The organism is Burkholderia sp. BCC1644 (assembly GCF_902833225.1).
In the GTDB taxonomy this organism is placed as follows: Bacteria; Pseudomonadota; Gammaproteobacteria; order Burkholderiales; family Burkholderiaceae; genus Burkholderia.
The window spans coordinates 134,449-150,407 of the sequence record NZ_CADFEI010000003.1; the positions used below are offsets into that span (position 1 = coordinate 134,449).

At 62.3% G+C, this 15,959-nt stretch carries 15 protein-coding genes and 1 pseudogene; 6 read left to right on the plus strand and 10 right to left on the minus strand.

The annotated features are described in order from the left end of the window. Window position 1: 1 nt before the first annotated feature. The 5 genes and pseudogenes from HWX87_RS07110 to HWX87_RS07130 form a co-directional block, all read right to left on the minus strand. Window positions 2–1,771: a histidine kinase gene (locus HWX87_RS07110; protein ID WP_176046464.1), complete on the minus strand. Its 1,770-nt coding sequence runs from the start codon at window positions 1,769–1,771 to the stop codon at window positions 2–4. Window positions 1,772–1,844: 73 nt separating this feature from the next. Next, window positions 1,845–3,257, minus strand: a complete 1,413-nt coding sequence (locus HWX87_RS07115) for an HD domain-containing phosphohydrolase (RefSeq protein WP_176046465.1) — start codon at window positions 3,255–3,257, stop codon at window positions 1,845–1,847. 121 nt (window positions 3,258–3,378) lie between these two features. Next, a pseudogene (locus tag HWX87_RS07120) lies at window positions 3,379–3,498 on the minus strand (GNAT family N-acetyltransferase); the annotation flags it as partial. Window positions 3,499–3,582: 84 nt separating this feature from the next. Next, window positions 3,583–4,020 carry a hypothetical protein gene (locus HWX87_RS07125; protein ID WP_176046466.1) on the minus strand — a complete coding sequence of 146 codons (438 nt, stop codon included), beginning with the start codon at window positions 4,018–4,020 and terminating at the stop codon, window positions 3,583–3,585. 237 nt (window positions 4,021–4,257) lie between these two features. Beyond that, the gene (locus HWX87_RS07130; RefSeq protein ID WP_176046467.1) at window positions 4,258–4,866 is read right to left on the minus strand and encodes a short chain dehydrogenase; all 609 of its coding nucleotides are present in this window, start codon (window positions 4,864–4,866) and stop codon (window positions 4,258–4,260) included. Window positions 4,867–4,972: 106 nt separating this feature from the next. On the opposite strand from HWX87_RS07130, the gene HWX87_RS07135 reads away from it, so the two are divergent. After that, a complete protein-coding gene (locus HWX87_RS07135; RefSeq protein ID WP_176046468.1) occupies window positions 4,973–5,866 on the plus strand; it encodes a LysR family transcriptional regulator in 894 nt (297 codons plus the stop codon). Window positions 5,867–5,956: 90 nt separating this feature from the next. Here HWX87_RS07135 and HWX87_RS07140 read toward each other — a convergent pair whose 3' ends face one another. The 3 genes from HWX87_RS07140 to HWX87_RS07150 all read right to left on the minus strand — a co-directional run bounded on the left by HWX87_RS07140 (window position 5,957) and on the right by HWX87_RS07150 (window position 7,814). Then, window positions 5,957–6,514, minus strand: a complete 558-nt coding sequence (locus HWX87_RS07140; protein ID WP_176046469.1) for a hypothetical protein — start codon at window positions 6,512–6,514, stop codon at window positions 5,957–5,959. Window positions 6,515–6,886: 372 nt separating this feature from the next. Further along, window positions 6,887–7,408, minus strand: a complete 522-nt coding sequence (locus HWX87_RS07145; RefSeq protein WP_176046470.1) for an SRPBCC domain-containing protein — start codon at window positions 7,406–7,408, stop codon at window positions 6,887–6,889. Beyond that, a complete protein-coding gene (locus HWX87_RS07150) occupies window positions 7,401–7,814 on the minus strand; it encodes a metalloregulator ArsR/SmtB family transcription factor (RefSeq protein ID WP_176046471.1) in 414 nt (137 codons plus the stop codon). Before HWX87_RS07150 ends, HWX87_RS07145 begins: the two co-directional genes overlap by 8 nt. Window positions 7,815–8,403: 589 nt before the next feature. On the opposite strand from HWX87_RS07150, the gene pstS reads away from it, so the two are divergent. From pstS to HWX87_RS07165, 3 genes are all read left to right on the plus strand, one after another. Beyond that, window positions 8,404–9,429: a phosphate ABC transporter substrate-binding protein PstS gene (gene pstS / locus HWX87_RS07155; RefSeq protein WP_176046472.1), complete on the plus strand. Its 1,026-nt coding sequence runs from the start codon at window positions 8,404–8,406 to the stop codon at window positions 9,427–9,429. Between the two features lie 86 nt (window positions 9,430–9,515). Further along, entirely contained in the window at window positions 9,516–10,085 is a 570-nt protein-coding gene (locus tag HWX87_RS07160; RefSeq protein ID WP_176046473.1) for a YdeI/OmpD-associated family protein, read from the plus strand. 229 nt (window positions 10,086–10,314) lie between these two features. Further along, a complete protein-coding gene (locus HWX87_RS07165) occupies window positions 10,315–10,734 on the plus strand; it encodes a hypothetical protein (protein WP_176046474.1) in 420 nt (139 codons plus the stop codon). Window positions 10,735–10,857: 123 nt separating this feature from the next. Here HWX87_RS07165 and HWX87_RS07170 read toward each other — a convergent pair whose 3' ends face one another. Continuing rightward, window positions 10,858–11,184, minus strand: a complete 327-nt coding sequence (locus HWX87_RS07170) for an EthD family reductase (RefSeq protein WP_176046475.1) — start codon at window positions 11,182–11,184, stop codon at window positions 10,858–10,860. A 590-nt stretch (window positions 11,185–11,774) separates the two neighbouring features. On the opposite strand from HWX87_RS07170, the gene HWX87_RS07175 reads away from it, so the two are divergent. Continuing rightward, complete coding sequence (locus tag HWX87_RS07175; protein WP_176046476.1) at window positions 11,775–12,938, plus strand: DUF4382 domain-containing protein; 1,164 nt, start codon at window positions 11,775–11,777, stop codon at window positions 12,936–12,938. A gap of 516 nt (window positions 12,939–13,454) precedes the next feature. Here the strand turns inward: HWX87_RS07175 and HWX87_RS07180 are convergent. Further along, a complete protein-coding gene (locus HWX87_RS07180; protein WP_176046477.1) occupies window positions 13,455–14,921 on the minus strand; it encodes a sensor domain-containing diguanylate cyclase in 1,467 nt (488 codons plus the stop codon). Between the two features lie 278 nt (window positions 14,922–15,199). Between HWX87_RS07180 and HWX87_RS07185 the strand changes: the two genes are divergently transcribed. Further along, entirely contained in the window at window positions 15,200–15,934 is a 735-nt protein-coding gene (locus tag HWX87_RS07185; protein ID WP_176046478.1) for an ABC transporter substrate-binding protein, read from the plus strand. The last annotated feature ends 25 nt before the right edge of the window (window positions 15,935–15,959 follow it).

The window sequence follows — 15,959 nt, forward strand, 5'->3', positions numbered from 1 at the left end:
GTCATGCGCGTTGCGTGAGCGCGGCCGCGTTCGCGTGGTCGCCTGCCTGCCGCACCGGCAGCCGCACGCGGAAAGTCGTGCCGCGCCCGGGCTCGCTGGTCACGTCGATCGCACCGCGATGGCGTTCGACGATGCCGTGCGATACCGATAGCCCGAGCCCCGTGCCCTGCCCGACCGGCTTCGTCGTGAAGAACGGATCGAAGATCCGCCGCACGATATCGGGCGCCATGCCCGTGCCGGTATCGCTGATCGCGATCGACACCTGGTCGCCGTCGCTCGACGTGCGGATCGTGATCACGCCATGTTCGGGAATCGCCTGCGCCGCGTTGACCAGCAGGTTCATGAATACCTGGTTCAGTTGCGACGGCAGGCATTCGACGTGCGGGACGTCGCCGTAGTCGCGCACGACGTCGGCCTTGTACTTGAGTTCGTTATGGACGACGTTGAGCGTGCTCTCCAAGCCGGCATGCAGATCGACGACGCGCCATTCGTCGCTGGCCGGACGCGAGAAATCGCGCAGGTCCTGCACGATGCGCCGCACGCGCAGCGCGCCGTCGATCGATTCGTCGATCAGCGTCACGATCTCGTCGCGGACGTAGTCGAGATCCGCGGCGCGGCGCACGGCTGCCAGCGCATCGCGGGCGGCCGGGTCGTGCTGCGGCAGCGCGGCTTCATGCGCGGCGACCACGTCGAGCAGGCTGCGCACCCACGTCTTCAACGTATTGAGGTTCGCGCTGACGAAGCCGATCGGATTGTTGATCTCGTGCGCGACGCCGGCCGCGAGCTGGCCGATCGACGCGAGCTTTTCCGACTGCAGCAACTGCTCGTGCGTTTCCGCGAGCGCATGCAGCAGGCGCCGCTGTTCGTCCTTTTCCTGTTCGAGCAGCGCGTGCGCGGCCTTGCGTTCGTCGATCTCGGCCGCCATGTTCTCGCGCGTGCGTTGCAGCATCTGCGTCGTCTGCTCGTAGCGGCGCAGTGCGCGCTCGAGTTCGTCGGTTCGCAACCGCACGAGCCGTTCGAGCGTGTCGGTCATCCCGCGCAGGAAGGTGGTGCGCGCATCGAAACGGCACAGCATCAGCGTGACGACCAGCGTCGCCATCGTAAACAGCGCGACGGTCGTCGCGAGCCACGGTGCGTCGACCCCTTGCGCGGCGCCGCATCGCGCATCCGGCGCGAAATGCGCAGCGGCCATCCCCGTGTAGTGCATGCCGGTAATGGCAATGCCCATGATGACGGCCGCGCCGACGCGTTGCACGGTCGCATGGCGTGCCTGCCGCGCGCGCAATGCCTGCGCGATCCATAGCGCAGCCGTCGATGCGATCACCGCGATGCCGATCGATGCGGCAAACAGCGCGGCATCGTAACGAATGGCCGGCTGCATGTGCATCGCGGCCATGCCCGTGTAATGCATGCCGGCAATGCCGCCGCCCATCAGCACGCCGCCCGCGCCTAGCCGCCGCCAGCCCAGTCGCGCGCGCGTGACGACGTTCAGCGCGAAATACGACACGAGCACGGCGATTCCCAGCGAGATGCCCGTGCCCTGCCACGCATAACCGAGCGGGATCGGCAGCGAGAACGCGAGCATCCCGACGAAATGCATCGACCAGATTCCGGTGCCCATTGCGGCCGCGCCGCCGCCCAGCCACGCCCGCTTCAGCTTCGGGTTGTCGAGCAGCGAAATGAACGCCGCGAGGTCGAGCGTCGTATAGGACGCCAGCGTCGCGATCGCGAGCGACAGCAGGACGAGCGTGACGTTGTAGGTGCCATGCATGATCGGACGCCCCAAGCAGGGTGAAGGCATCTTCGCATTGCGCGGTGCGCGGTCGATCGCGCACCACGCAACGTCAGGCCGGCGGCGCGCCTGCGTTGGGCGCCTGCGCCTGCGCCGCCGGACCGGCCAGCACGAGGATGTCGAACGGTGTGCCTTCCCGCGTTTCGAAGCGCCGCACGAGTTCGATCTGGTGCGCCGACATCACGCTGCCCTTCGTCATCAGCAGCACGCCGCGATGCGTGCGCAGATCGTCGGCGAGCCGCATCCCTTCGCGCAGCTGCGCCGACCGGATCTCGGCGACGGACGCCGCGATGCCGAGACTCGCGGGATCGCGCATCAGCTCGGTGAAGCGCTCGACGAGCTGCGGGTCGTAACGCACGCCGGCCTGCGAGCGCAACACGTCGATCGCCTGTTCGATCGAATGCGGCGCACCGATCTCGCCGTGGCGCAGTCCTTCGAAATCGCGTGCGATCGCAACGATCCGCGAGCCGGGCGGGATCGCGTCGCCGATCAGTCCGTCCGGCGTGCCGCGCCCGTTGAAGCGCTCATACTGGTGCAGCACGATCGACGCAACCTTGTGCAATTGCGCGACAGGCGTCAGCACCATCTGCGCACGCAGCGGATGTTCGTGGAACAGCCGGTGCTCGTCCGTCGTCATCCGCGTGAGCGGCTTGTGCAGCAAGTCGTCCGGCAGCGACAGCTTGCCGATGCCGTGCAGCAGCCCCGCGAAATAGACATCCTGCGCGTGCAGCTCGCTCATCTCCGCCGCCAGCGCGAGCCGGCGCGCGATCTCGCCGACCCGCATCGCGTGGCCGCTGGCCGCTCCGCAACGCAGCTCGATCATGCTTGCGCAGACCTGCACCATCGCCGTGAAACTGCGTTTCAGGTCGCGTTGCGCAGCCTCCAGGAACATCACCGTCTGCCCGAGTTCCTCGGTACGCGCGCGCACCTGCGTTTCGAGTTCCGTGTTGAACAGGCGCAGCGCGTCGTTCTGCGCTTCCGTCAGCGCGGCGAGCCGGGCCGCTTCGCGGCGCAAACGGCGCTGCTCCAGCGCCTGCTCGATGGTCAGCAGCAGGTCGTGATCGTCCCACGGTTTGTTCAGATAGCGATACACGCCGCCTTCGTTGACGGCCTGCACGACCGATGCGATCTCCGCATAACCGGTCAGCAGGATGCGCATCGTGTCCGGATACAGCGCCCGAGCGCGCGCGAGAAATTCCGCGCCGCTCATGTGCGGCATCCGCATGTCGGACACGATCAGGTCGATCTCCGTCGACGCCAGGATCCCGAGCGCGGCCTCGCCGCTGTCGGCGGTCAGGATCTCGTAGCCGGTGGGCCGCAATACGCGCCTGAGCGCCGACAGCACGTTCGGCTCGTCGTCGACCAGCAGGATCGACGGTGCGCGGTCCGCGTCGCCGGTTGCCGCTGTTGCGTCCGGAGTTTCGGGTGGCACGGCATTCACGCCGTTTGTTGCAGATGCCGTCATAATTGGCCTCGGATCAATTATTCACATCCTCTCTGCAACATCGGCCGGCCTCGCGTTTTCCATATTGGTGAAAACGCTAATACGTGCGTGCCGGTTTCGACCGGCGTAGATCCGGCGAGTGCTACACGGTTGCCGAACCCGGCTCGCGCACGTAGTAGATGTCCCATTCCGCTTCGTCGCTTCGCACGAAGCCGTGCCGTTCGTAGAAGCGGTTCGACGCGCTGCCGCGCAACGCGACCAGCGTGTCAATGTCGGATTGTGCGGTCCGAACGAAGGCCAGGTTCACTGGCTGGGACTGGAGCGCCCCGGACAACACGCCTGCGCGTCAGGGCGCCTGGATCCCGTCCGCCCGCGTGGCCAGGAATCGCAGGTACTTGTCGTCCTCGTCCTCGAAAAGCTCCGGCCCGCCGCCCATGTAGGCTCGCATCAGTTCGTCCGCCGCGCGGTCGAGAGCGCCGAGTTCGAACTGGCACTGACCGAGCCGCAGGTGCAGGAACGGGTTGCCGATCGCGTTGGGGAAATGCATCGCGTGGCCGAGATTGTCGCTGCCGGCCGCGTAGTCTTCCTGAAAGAAATTCGCGTCGCCGATCGCGGCCATGAGCCAGGTGCCGGCTTCCCAGTTAGTCCTGGGTTCGGGGAGTAGGTCGAACGCCTCCCAGTATTTCGCGAGCGCGCCTTCGTAGTCCTCGTCTTCCGCCAACGCGTCGCCCGCCTCGCTCAGCGCGCCGATCTGCTCGTAAAGTGCGTTGTCCAGTTCTGCCATGAAGGGTCCTTTTTCCCGGAAATGGAATTGGCGTCGTGCGGCGAACGGGGCGATGCAAGCGCGGTATCGAGCGCACCATGCATCGCCGTGTGTGATGTGTTCACCAGGCCAACGAATAGTGACGCAGCATACCCGAGCGCCATGACGCGCGCGCGTCGGTTTCCGGGGGACCGGCCCGGCGCATGCCGGCGTGTGTCCGGCATGCGGGCCGTGCCAGGATCCGCGCCGCCCGTAACGTCAATGACCAACGCGATAGACGCGGCCGCTATGTACCCCCTCCACACTGCGTCGATAGGCCAATGCCACACGTGTCGCCGGCACGCCTTCGTAGCCGGGAAAGAACGGCCCGAACCGGCCCATGGATTCTGTCAGCACGGTCGGACTCACTGCATTGATGCGGATGCCGCGCGGAAGATCGCATGCGGCGGCACGCACGAACCCTTCGATCGCGGCATTCGACGCTGCGGCATGGGCGCCCTGCGCAATCGGATCATCGACCGCGATGCCGGACGTCAGCGTAATCGAGCCGCCGTCGCTCAGGAAGTGCTGACCAACCAGCACGACACGCACCTGACCGAGTAGTTTGTCCTGCAGGCCTTGGTGGAAATCGGCCGCTGTCATCTTGTCGATGGGTGCCAGAATGACGTTGCCCGCCGCGACAACGATGGCGTCGACTCGCCCGATCTGCTCGAATAGCGAACCCACACTGTCGTCACGGGTGATGTCGACCTGACGGTCACCGCGGGTACGACCGACACGAATGATTTCGTGCTTGCCGTCATGTGCAAGCTCATCTGCCACGGAACGGCCCACGTCCCCGCTGGCACCGATTACGACGATCTTCATCGAACACTCCTTTTCGCGTTCAGGTTGAAATGTCGCCATTCTTCACGAACCAACAGACCAATAAATATGCTCTAATTTCCGACACTACTAACCTACAGTTCGCAATATGGACCGACTGCGCGCCATGGAAACCTTCGTTGCCGTTGTGGAAGGCGGCAACTTCACCGAGGCAGCGGAGCGGCTGGAAATCTCGGCGGTCATGGTTGGAAAATATGTCCGCGAACTGGAAGAACGTCTCGGTGCGCGCCTGCTGGAGCGCACTACCCGGCGCCAGAGCCTGACAGATGCTGGCCGTGTGTTTTACGAAGACGCGAAGCGTGCGCTCGAACACATGCGAATCGCCGAAACGTCGATCGAACGGCTTCGCGCGTCACCGTCCGGAACGTTGCGGATCAGCGCGCCGATCACCTTTGGCGCTTGCGTCATCGCGCCTCTGGCCGCGACTTTCCGACAGATGTATCCGCAGGTGCGTGTCGAGCTGGAATTGAGTAATCGCAACGTCGACCTGATCGACGAGGGTTTTGATCTGGCGATCCGCATTGGCGACCTGGGCGATGCCGATCTCGTTGCAAAGCCGTTGACGCTGTATCGCATGGTGATCTGTGCATCGCCGGGCTATCTCGCCCAGTACGGGCGCCCGGAGACACCGCAGGATCTCGGTGCGCATCATTGCCTGTCTCACACGGTGTGGAACAGCCGTAACGGCTGGAAGCTCGGGGACGATGAAAGCCCGCACTTCTCGACGGAATCGGTGTTCACATGCAACGACGGCAACGGCCTACGGATGGCCGCAATCGCAGGTGCCGGATTGTTGTTGCAACCGGAAGTCCTGGTGAGCCCCGATCTGGCAAGCGGTGCGTTGGTGCAAGTGCTGCAAGACTATTCGCCGAAGCCGCACCCCGTGCATATCGTGTATCGACACGACCGGCGCCCGCTGCCCAAGCTCACCCGCTTTGTTGCGCATTTGCTCGAGCACGTGACGAATCGTGAAGTGTCGTAACGTGCGTTTTCCGCTTGATGGCATGCACGAGAGCGAGAGGGGGCGTTTTCGTCCGCGAAAAGCAATCGGGCTACGCTGACAACGAAATGGTTACCGCTTCTTCAAATCGATGAGAACGAATATCATCACCAAAAAAAAGAGCAGGAAGGGAAGAAAAAATGCGGCCACGTTGGTTGCCCTTCTAACCCACCGAGGTCCGATTTTGCATTGGACATTCTGAGGCTCGAAGTGGACTGATGATGCGGCAGATTGAAGATATCTTGAAACGTCCCGCAGCTCCGAAAAAAACATTTCGACCTGCAACCCATCTTTATACGGGTCGTAATAGTACATATTGATGTTTGCAGTCAGATTTTTTCCATCCCACTCTACGGCAAATGCGTATTCCGAAAAGAGATGCCTTAGCATTTCCGGCAGGCGATCAATTTCCCGCAAGCGAGCCGAAAATTCCTTTGCCCCAAACCCATAGACATAAACATCTGCGCCGATGTCATAGTGGGGAAAAAATATCGATTTTCTAAGATCGCTTCGACCAAAACCCACGTCAACGTCGATATTGCATGGTGTCGCCGTGGTGGCGATCAAGAGTCGATCCAGCTGCGCTACTTCGATTTCGTATTTTTCTGCCAAATCGCGCAAGTATTTCATGTCGCATCTGTCCTCGATCGCCAGCCAAATCAGCCTTTATCGACCACATGGCGCCCAACCCACCGGCGCACCCGCAAACATCACGCCAATGATGCCGCAGTACCGTCGCCTTATGTGACACGGCAAAGCACACAGATCTACACGAAGACCTACACCCATCCCTCGAACTCAAAGCGGTCCTCCGATGCAATCGGCTGCCCACGCTCCGTCTCGAAAGTCCTCGGTCGTTCATTCGGACAGACGCGACTGGTGCCAGCAAGCACGATGGCTACGGATGGGAAAACCGATCGTTGCCGGGCAACACATACGATCCTCCGTCACCACGAATGAAAAAAAGCGCACCGAAGTGCGCCTCGTTTCGCATCCCCCGACTCAGTGCCCCGCTTGCTGTTGCGCGAGGTACTTGTCGAGTGCGTCCATCGTGCCGCCCCAACCTTGAGTCATGCTGGCGTGCGACGCGTCGAAGATGGCTTCCTCGGCCTCGCTGGCGTCCAGCGCGCGCCACTCAAGGCGCATCGACGTGCCACCCTCGATTTCGCCAAGCGTGGTTGTCGAGAGCGTATAGAGCGGCCATTGCGCCGCCATCGGATGCCGCGTCACACCGCCGTCGGCATCACTGAACTGCACGACGACGACAATGCGCTCGGGCGGCGTCAACTCGCGAAACGTCCATTTGCCCCACATTGCCTGCGCGTCGGGCGCGCCCTGCGGCTTCATCGCGTAGTGAAAGACGCCGCCGACACGCGCGTCCACCGTGCAATGGGATATTTCCATGCCAGGCGGGCTCATCCACTTGCTCAAATGCTCAGCCTCCGTCAGCGCGGCATAAACGAGTTCGCGCGGCGCGGCGAAGCGGCGCTCGATGACAAAGGGAGCGGACAGTTTGTCAGTCATGGTGACGAGTCTTCCTGGTTCGGGTTGAGGAATCTTTGGACACGGCTTTCGGCGCGGCCTTTTTGGCGGCGTCCTTGTCAGGCTGCTGTTGCAATTGCTGCAGGTAGCTATCGAGCTGGTCGAGACGCTGCTCCCACAGAGCGCGGTACTGCAGCGCCCAGTCGGCAGCCTCCTTGAGCGGCTCGGGCGCGATTCGACACGGACGAAACTGCCGGTCGCGCCCTTGCGTGATGAGGCCGGCCTTTGCGAGCACGCGCAGGTGCTTGCTGATGGCCGGCGCACTCATGTCAAAAGGATCGGCGAGATCGCCGACCGTGGCCTCGCCTTGCGCCAGTCGCGCGAGGATGGCGCGTCGAGTCGGATCGGCAAGCGCGGCAAATGTGACGCTGAGATGGTCCGCTTCCAATTACTTTTCCAATTGGTTAATTAGCTGATAGGTTAATCATGTTGCCAACCCGATCCGCTTGTCAAGCTATCCGTGCGGTTGGTCTTCAGGCAGCGCGGTCCGGCGACGTGCGAGTCCCCAACTGGCCCGCCCGTGATCGCGAGGGCCGACCCGGCTCGGACATGTCTTGTGGGTTGTCATGGGCTGCGGGTTCAAACCGATCGCGTCCGGCAATGCACATCTTCACGACCGAAGACACCGTCCAACGTGCCGGCGATCGCGCACCGGCGATCATTGCCTCCAGCGATGCCAGCCAGGATTGGCGTATCGAACGCCGACGCGCTCCTTGAGTTTTCGCATCCGGATGCAATACTCCCATCACCATTCGATGCGAGATTACCTATCGTCCGTCCTGACGGATTCCGCCATTGGTATGACCCATCCGATCGTTCAGGTCGATCCTGACCTGCCGTTCTCTGCTGGCGCCCCTGACCGGGTGGGGACATCGCGACCAGACTTGCGGCGGATGTCATTCTGGAGAAGTTCGACATGCCCGCAACTGCATCCGCGCAGTTGCTCATTGCAATCGAAAGCAGACAGGAGGTGTTTCATGAACATCCGGATGCTGGTTCCCTGCGCCCTGGCCGTCGTGGCCATCACCGCTCATGCTGCCGACATCACCGGAGCCGGTAGCACGTTCGCCGCACCGGTTTACACGAAGTGGGCGGATGCCTATCGGAAGTCGGGCGGCGGCAAGGTCAACTACCAGGGCATCGGCTCATCGGGCGGCCTGAAGCAGATCGTCGCGAAGACGGTCGATTTTGCCGGATCGGACGCTCCACTGAAGGATGACGATCTCGCGAAGGAAGACCTGTTCCAGTTCCCGACGGTGGTCGGCGGCGTGGTGCCGGTCGTCAACGTTCCCGGCGTGAAGGCCGGTGAACTGACGCTGTCGGGCCCGGTGCTCGGCGACATCTACCTCGGCAAGATCAAGAAGTGGAACGACCCGGCAATCGCTGCGCTGAACCCGAAGGTCAAGCTGGCGGATACCGACATCGCCGTGGTTCGCCGCGCTGACGGCTCAGGCACGAGTTTCATCTGGACGAACTACCTGTCGAAGGTCAACGGCGAGTGGAAGTCGAAGATCGGCGAAGGCACGACGGTCAACTGGCCGACGGGCACGGGCGGCAAGGGCAACGACGGCGTCGCAGCCTTCGTGCAGCGCCTGCCGGGTGCGATCGGCTACGTCGAATGGGCATACGCAAAGCGGAACAACATGGTCTACACGGCCCTGAAGAACTCGACGGGCACGGTGGTCGAGCCGAAGACGGAAACGTTCAAGGCCGCTGCTGCCGGCGCGAACTGGTCGAAGTCGTTCTACCAGATCCTGACGAACCAGCCGGGCAAGGACGCATGGCCGGTTGTCGGCGCGACGTTCGTGCTGCTGCACGCGAAGCAGGAGAAACCGGCACAGGGCGCGGAAACGCTGAAGTTCTTCGATTGGGCATTCCGCGCAGGCAACCAGACTGCCGCGGACCTCGACTACATCACACTCCCGGATTCGGTCGTATCTGAAATCCGCACGCAGTGGAAGACGAAAATCAAGGATGCCTCGGGTAAAGCGCTCGCGTATTGAGCGCGCCACGGACGCTGGTGTCCGCATCGACACTGTCGGACTGCGGACACCCTCCCCGCCCATGTTCAACCATTCAGGATAGCCACATGACCGAATGCGCTCTAACGTTTTCCAGTCAGTCCGAGTGGGAAAGCTGGTTAGGCGAGAACGGCAGCACTTCGAGCGGAGCATGGCTGCGTCTGGCGAAAAAAGGCACAGGACAGCGAACCGTCACTTACGAACAAGCGTTGGAAAGCGCGCTCTGCTTTGGCTGGATCGATGGTCAAAAGCGGGCCGAGAGCGAAACATTCTGGTTACAGCGCTTCACCCCGCGCACGGCAAAAAGCATCTGGTCCAAACTCAACAAAGATAGGGCTGAAGCGCTGATCGCCGCAGGAAGAATGCGCCCGTCCGGCATGGGTGAAATCGAGAGGGCCAGGAAGGACGGCCGCTGGAAGGCTGCGTATACGTCGTCCAGCAACTCGACCGTGCCGGACGACATGCAGGTTGCTCTGGACGCCAATCCAGGAGCCAGGAAGTTCTTTGCAACACTGAACAGCCGTAACCGTTATGCCATTCTGTTTCGGATACAGAATGCCAAAAAGCCGGAAACACGGGCGCGTAAAATCGGCGAATTCATCGACATGCTGAACCGGGGCGAAACCTTCCATCCATAGACCTTGCGCTTCCGACGGCGAGTTTTGCAGACGGGGGCATATGCCCCTTCATGGCCGCTTCGTCTCGGCAGCCAGCCGTCATTCGCGCTTTCGGGAATCGGTCACTCGAGGGTACGGTTTCGTTCCTTAGCAGGTTCTTGGTACAGTGCTTCGCGGCAAGGCGAGCTTTGCACTTACCCGCCCGACTCGCTGGTAAACTCGGGCAACCCGAGCAATTTTTCCCAGTCGCATGCTGCGTTGCCTCCGCCTGCTGATTGCCGCGACATTGATCCTGGGCAGTGCGAGTTGCACTGAGAATATCGACACGCCTCCGATCGTGTCGGCAACCGGGTATCGACAGGGGAAACCTGCACCTTTTACGCGGGAAGAAACTCTCGTTTTGTCGCGCTGGATCGACGCGCACCGCACCGGTTGGCGGGGACTGTGGGAAACGCCACCGGCACCATCCGTCTCTCTCGCTGTGAAATATTCGAATGGCAAGGATGGTTCATTCGAGGTTTGGCAGGATCCCCGCGGCGGCGGCGGGGTTGTCTATCGCTACGTTTACGAACACTCCCCTGGAGCAAAGCAGGTTGCTCCCTTAAAAAGGCGCTTGTCCGAGCAGGACATACAGGCGTTTCGCGCGATTGCTGAAAGCGTCAACAAATGACTTCCCGGTCGCCATGTTCGACACCTGGCCGAACAGCGAGCTTCGCACTTGCACCTCAGCCGCCACTGGTAAGCTCGGGTATGCCGTACGCGGATGCGGTGCCTGGCGATACCCGAACCTTGGTCAAACTCCCGAACGCTCCACTATCACCTCACTGATTTGCAGCACGGGTTGTATATCCGTGTAATTGGCTATGTCGGCCATGATCTCCTGCGCATGCGGATCGCGGGCTGCCTGGAAAGCTTCGATGGAAGTGCAGACGAAGTCGCACCTGGCCACGTAGACAGGATCAGTGCCCGGAGCGCCGCCTGCGACGCCCTTGTCAATCGTGTAGTACAGACATGCCGCGCCGAGCCGCTGCTTCACCATCGGCATATGTCGCTCGCGGTAGTAAGCATGATCGAATCGTGCGCCTGCGGCGTACGGGTACATGACACTGACTTTGATCATCGGGTTCTCCAATTGCTGCACGGTAATCGAGGCGCCGCTGCCCGCGAGCCGACATCGAGGTCGGCGATACAGGGCGATTGGCCAAGGCTTCTTCCAGAATCGGCATACTGATTCTTCTGATTGTAAGCACCGGCGCCCCCGTCTTGCCAGATTGGTGGCGCTCGTCGTCCAACGATTCAGGAGCAGTTCGGCGACGTCGGACGCATGGTGCATCTGCAGTCGAGTGAGTGCGCCTTTCGGATATCAAGCCGTAACCATGCCTATGCCAAGGCTGCCGGGAAACTCACGGCGCACAGGCCATTTTTCCCGGCTACAGCCTCCCACCACCGCGCCTGCAAACGTCTCTCCAACGATACTGCATTAGCTACGCCGTGCCACATCAGGCACGCGTCACCGATGCTCGCATCGAGTGCCACTGGCACGAAGCAATCGCGCCTGTTGCCCGACATACGCCATCCAATTCGACATCAATCCCGGTAAAGATTTACCGATCGAACAGTTTGTTACTGTTCGTTTCAAAGATACCCAAATAGTAAGCTGCGGCCCCGCTATTCTTCCGTCACCCACAATAATGCCCACAAGGGGGACATATGAATAACATCATCAAGAGCGCCCTTTGCGCCGCCTTCGTGCCATTCCTGCTGGCAGGTTGCGGTGGTGGTGGCGACGATGGCGGCAGCAGCCCGCAAACCGGCACACTGCATGTTGCGATGACCGATGCGCCGTCCTGCGGATACGACCATGTCTACGTGACCGTCTCGCAGGTTCGCGTCAATGCGAACGCGAATGCAGGCGACAACGACGCGGGCTGGTCCACGATTGCGCTTGCCTCGCCGCAGAAGATCGACCTGCTGTCGCTCACCAACGGCGTGCTCGCCGACCTCGGCCAGACTGCGCTGCCCGCCGGCCAGTATCAGCAAGTCCGTCTCGTGCTCGCGCAGAACCAGGGCAACAATCTCGCGAACTCGATCGTCCCGACGGGCGGGACGGAACAGGCGCTCGCCACACCAAGCGCGACGCAAAGCGGCTACAAGATCATCCAGCCGTTCACGGTCCAGCCGAACACGCTCGTCGATCTGGTGCTCGACTTCAACGCGTGCAAGTCGATCGTCCAGCGCGGCAACGGCTCGTATGCGCTGAAGCCTGTCGTCACTGCAACCCCGACCGTCGTGAGCGGCGCGATCTCCGGTTACGTCGCCCCCGCCGAAGCCGGCGCGACCGTGTACGCCGAACAAGGCGGCAAGGTCGTCAGGGGTACGGTTGCGGACAGTTCCGGGAAATTCGTGTTGTCGCCGCTGATTCAGAGCTCGACACAAGGCAACTACGACGTCGTCATCGTGCAGAACAGCTTCGCGTCCGGCATCGTCCGCTCGGTGCCGGTTGTGGTGAACACGACCACGGCGGTGTCTGCATCGACCGCACCGATCACGCTGCCGGCCTCGACGATGAGCACCGTCAGCGGTACGGCAACGGCCAGCGCGAACGCGTTCGTGCGCGCGCTGCAAACGATCGACGCGAACGCCTACGAGATCACGTCGGTCAACGCGAACATGGACACGGGCGCCTATGCGCTCAACGTACCCGCGGCCGCACCGATCGTCGGCACGTACTCTGGCTCGCTGCCGGTCGCGCTGGCTGCGGCGCCGGCGGCTGCAGGGCAATATACGATCGAAGCGGATGCAGCGTCGGGGGCGACCCAATCGGCGAACGTCAACGCAACGACCAGCCAGTCGAACGTCAATTTCACCTTCTGACGCACGGCAGCGCCATCGAAAGGGCCGCAGGGCCCTTTCATCAATAACGGGAGAACGAAGTGAAAAAAGGGGTGATCGCATTGCTCGCAGCAGCGAGTTTGGTCGGCGCGCTCAGCGGGTGCGTCGCATACGTTCCGGGCGCACCGGTGGTCGTCGCACCGCAGGGTGGACCGGGGAACGGATTCTGCCCGCCCGGACAGGCGAAGAAAGGCAATTGCTGATTGCACAGGGCCCGCGAACAGCGGGCCTTTTTCATGCCTTGCATCAGCAGACAAGCCCCATACCGCTGGCAAACTCGGGCTGCCAAAGCAACTTTTCCCGGTCACGTGGGCACGCACCCCACCACGGCACCTGCAACCGCCCCCCCAACGCTTCAGCCCTACCTGCACATGATCGGACAAGGCTCGGCGCACAAAGCTGCGCTGCCCTCCGTTCGATATCGGCCTTCACGGTCCCGTATCAGTCGACGTTGGCCGCCATTGCCCACCATGAGATTCGCGGCATTCAAGCCGGACGCTAAACTTTGGCAATCTTGTTCCGGCCGGTCGCCTTCGCGCGATAGAGCGCTTCGTCCGCGGCCTTGATCGCTCCACCCGCGTCGCCGTCCTGTTCCGACGTCCAGCTCGCCAGCCCGATGCTCGCAGTCACACGGCCAAATTCACTGCATGCATGCTCGATGGCCAGGTCGCTGATCGCCGTGCGGATTTTTTCCGCGATCAGTTCCGCACCTGCAGCCGGCGTATCGGGCAACAACACGACAAACTCCTCTCCACCGTATCGCGCGGCGACGTCGCCGGGGCGGCGGATATTCTCGCCGATGCACCGTGCGACCGCGGCGAGCGCATCGTCGCCTGCCTGATGGCCGTAAGTGTCGTTGTACGCCTTGAATCGGTCGACATCGAGGAACAGCAGCGAGAAAACACTACGTGACCTGCACGCCCGGCGCCACTCTCGATCGAGGATTTCACCGAACGTGCGGCGGTTGTTGAGACCGGTCAACCCGTCGGTGCGCGCCAGCAGAACAAGCTCCGATTCCGCGCGCATGCGTCGACGCAGTTGCGCACTGAGCACGACCGCCAGCGCAACAAACCCGACGCCGAACGCGGCCACCAGCGTCCCGATGGTGATCGCACGATGCCGCCACGCCGCGTAGATATCCTGTTCGGCTTCCGCGACCATGAGGATCAGCGGAAGATTCGGCAGATTCTTGAAATAGTAGAGCCGGCGCACCCCGTCAATCGTTGCGGTTTCCGAAAACGTACCCTCCGGTGCCGTAAGGAATCGTTTGAAAGTGCTGGCCTTGCCGAGGTCGCGACCGACGATGTGCGGGTCGAACGGTTGTCGCATGAACATGATGCCGTCTTTGCCGATCAGCGACATCGAGCCATGTGGCCCGAGCGCAAGACCGGCGAACAGCTTGTGGAAGTAATCGAGGTTGATCGCAATCAACGCAACCCCGGCGAACGAGCCGTCCGGTCGGGAGATTCGGCGCGTCAGCGCAATGCTGGGCATTCCGCGGCGCAATCGCGACTCGAACGGATCGCTGACGTACAGCCCGATATTCGGATTATCGCGGTGGATCGTAAAGTATTTGCGATCCGCAAAATTGCCTTTGCGTGGTACATCGTTGGCCGAGTCCAGCTGGATGTTGCCGTCACGATCCAGCACCAGCATCGAGCCGAGAAACTCGGCAGTCATCGCATGATCGAACAACACGCCGTTGCGCAGCGAGGGGGCGGCCGCCATCACGTCCGGGCGCTGCAATCCTTGAATCACGGCCTGCAACGACAGGTCGTAGAGTTCGAAATTGCGCTCGATGTCGCGCTCCGCCATCAAGCCGAGGTTACGCGACGTCTCCCGCGCGCGATCGAGCGCGTCATCGCGGCTCTGTAGCAGCTGGAGTGTGCACAAGCCCATCAATACGCATGCGATGGCGACGCCGACCAGCACGACGTAAAGAGGAGCCGCTGACCGCTGTTGCATGTCCGTCCTCGTGGATTTAGACCGCGCTTGAACCGCCGAAAGGGGCCGGGTCGAGCATTCTGCATACTAAAAAAGTCGGCGCCCGGAAGCAAGCGAGATTCACCCGGATGAAAAACGGGCGCCACGGCTTTCGGCGCCATTGAATCCGGGCCATGCAGGCTGAACAGGTACACCCTGCAACACGCTTCCCCCGACGTCCTGGTGATAAGCTCGACATCGCCACGCCGTTGCGTGCCCTCGATCGCCCTGCCGACCCTAAGCCTCCCACGAGCCTGATCATGCCCATCGCCCCTTCCGTCCGCTCCGCCTTCACCCCCACCGGCAAGCTCCGCGCGTCGATCAACCTCGGCAACCCGATCCTCGCTAATCTCGATCCGGCGACCGGCGAACCGTTCGGCGTATCGATCGACCTCGCGCGCGCATTCGCCGAGCGCCTGTCGGCCGAACTGGAACTCGTGGTGTTCGACGCCGCCGGCAAATCGGTACAGGCGCTGACCGAGGAACGCGCCGATTTCGGTTTCTTCGCGGTCGATCCGCTGCGCGGCGAAACGGTCGCGTTCACCGCCCCGTACGTACTGATCGAGGGCTTCTATCTCGTGCCCGACGCTTCGCCGATCCGCACCAACGACGACGTCGACCAGCCGCACAACCGCGTGGTCGTCGGCAAGGGCAGCGCGTACGACCTGTTCCTCACCCGCGAACTGAAAGCCGCGCAGATCGTGCGCGCGCCGACGTCGCCGGCCGTCGTGCCGACGTTTCTCGAACAGTCACTGGAGGTCGCCGCCGGCGTGAAGCAGCAGCTCGAAGCCGACGCCGCGAAAACGACCGGCCTGCGCCTGCTCGACGAGCGCTTCATGGTGATCCGGCAGGCAATGGGCGTGCCGAAGAGCCGCGGCGAAGCAGCCGCAGCGGTGTTGAACGAATTCGTCGAGGAAATGAAGGCGTCGGGTTTCGTCGCCGATTCGCTGCGCCGGCACGGCATCACGGGCGCATCCGTCGCGCCGGCAGGCTGATCGACAACCGCGCTGGATGCGAGAC

What these genes read in the sequence shown, in the direction of transcription:
- HWX87_RS07110 (WP_176046464.1), bottom strand. Translation starts at nt 1,771, where the DNA reads ATGCATGGCACCTACAACGTCACGCTCGTCCTGCTGTCGCTCGCGATC.
- HWX87_RS07115 (WP_176046465.1), bottom strand. Translation starts at nt 3,257, where the DNA reads ATGACGGCATCTGCAACAAACGGCGTGAATGCCGTGCCACCCGAAACT.
- HWX87_RS07125 (WP_176046466.1), bottom strand. Translation starts at nt 4,020, where the DNA reads ATGGCAGAACTGGACAACGCACTTTACGAGCAGATCGGCGCGCTGAGC.
- HWX87_RS07130 (WP_176046467.1), bottom strand. Translation starts at nt 4,866, where the DNA reads ATGAAGATCGTCGTAATCGGTGCCAGCGGGGACGTGGGCCGTTCCGTG.
- HWX87_RS07135 (WP_176046468.1), top strand. Translation starts at nt 4,973, where the DNA reads ATGGACCGACTGCGCGCCATGGAAACCTTCGTTGCCGTTGTGGAAGGC.
- HWX87_RS07140 (WP_176046469.1), bottom strand. Translation starts at nt 6,514, where the DNA reads ATGAAATACTTGCGCGATTTGGCAGAAAAATACGAAATCGAAGTAGCG.
- HWX87_RS07145 (WP_176046470.1), bottom strand. Translation starts at nt 7,408, where the DNA reads ATGACTGACAAACTGTCCGCTCCCTTTGTCATCGAGCGCCGCTTCGCC.
- pstS (WP_176046472.1), top strand. Translation starts at nt 8,404, where the DNA reads ATGAACATCCGGATGCTGGTTCCCTGCGCCCTGGCCGTCGTGGCCATC.
- HWX87_RS07160 (WP_176046473.1), top strand. Translation starts at nt 9,516, where the DNA reads ATGACCGAATGCGCTCTAACGTTTTCCAGTCAGTCCGAGTGGGAAAGC.
- HWX87_RS07165 (WP_176046474.1), top strand. Translation starts at nt 10,315, where the DNA reads ATGCTGCGTTGCCTCCGCCTGCTGATTGCCGCGACATTGATCCTGGGC.
- HWX87_RS07170 (WP_176046475.1), bottom strand. Translation starts at nt 11,184, where the DNA reads ATGATCAAAGTCAGTGTCATGTACCCGTACGCCGCAGGCGCACGATTC.
- HWX87_RS07175 (WP_176046476.1), top strand. Translation starts at nt 11,775, where the DNA reads ATGAATAACATCATCAAGAGCGCCCTTTGCGCCGCCTTCGTGCCATTC.
- HWX87_RS07180 (WP_176046477.1), bottom strand. Translation starts at nt 14,921, where the DNA reads ATGCAACAGCGGTCAGCGGCTCCTCTTTACGTCGTGCTGGTCGGCGTC.
- HWX87_RS07185 (WP_176046478.1), top strand. Translation starts at nt 15,200, where the DNA reads ATGCCCATCGCCCCTTCCGTCCGCTCCGCCTTCACCCCCACCGGCAAG.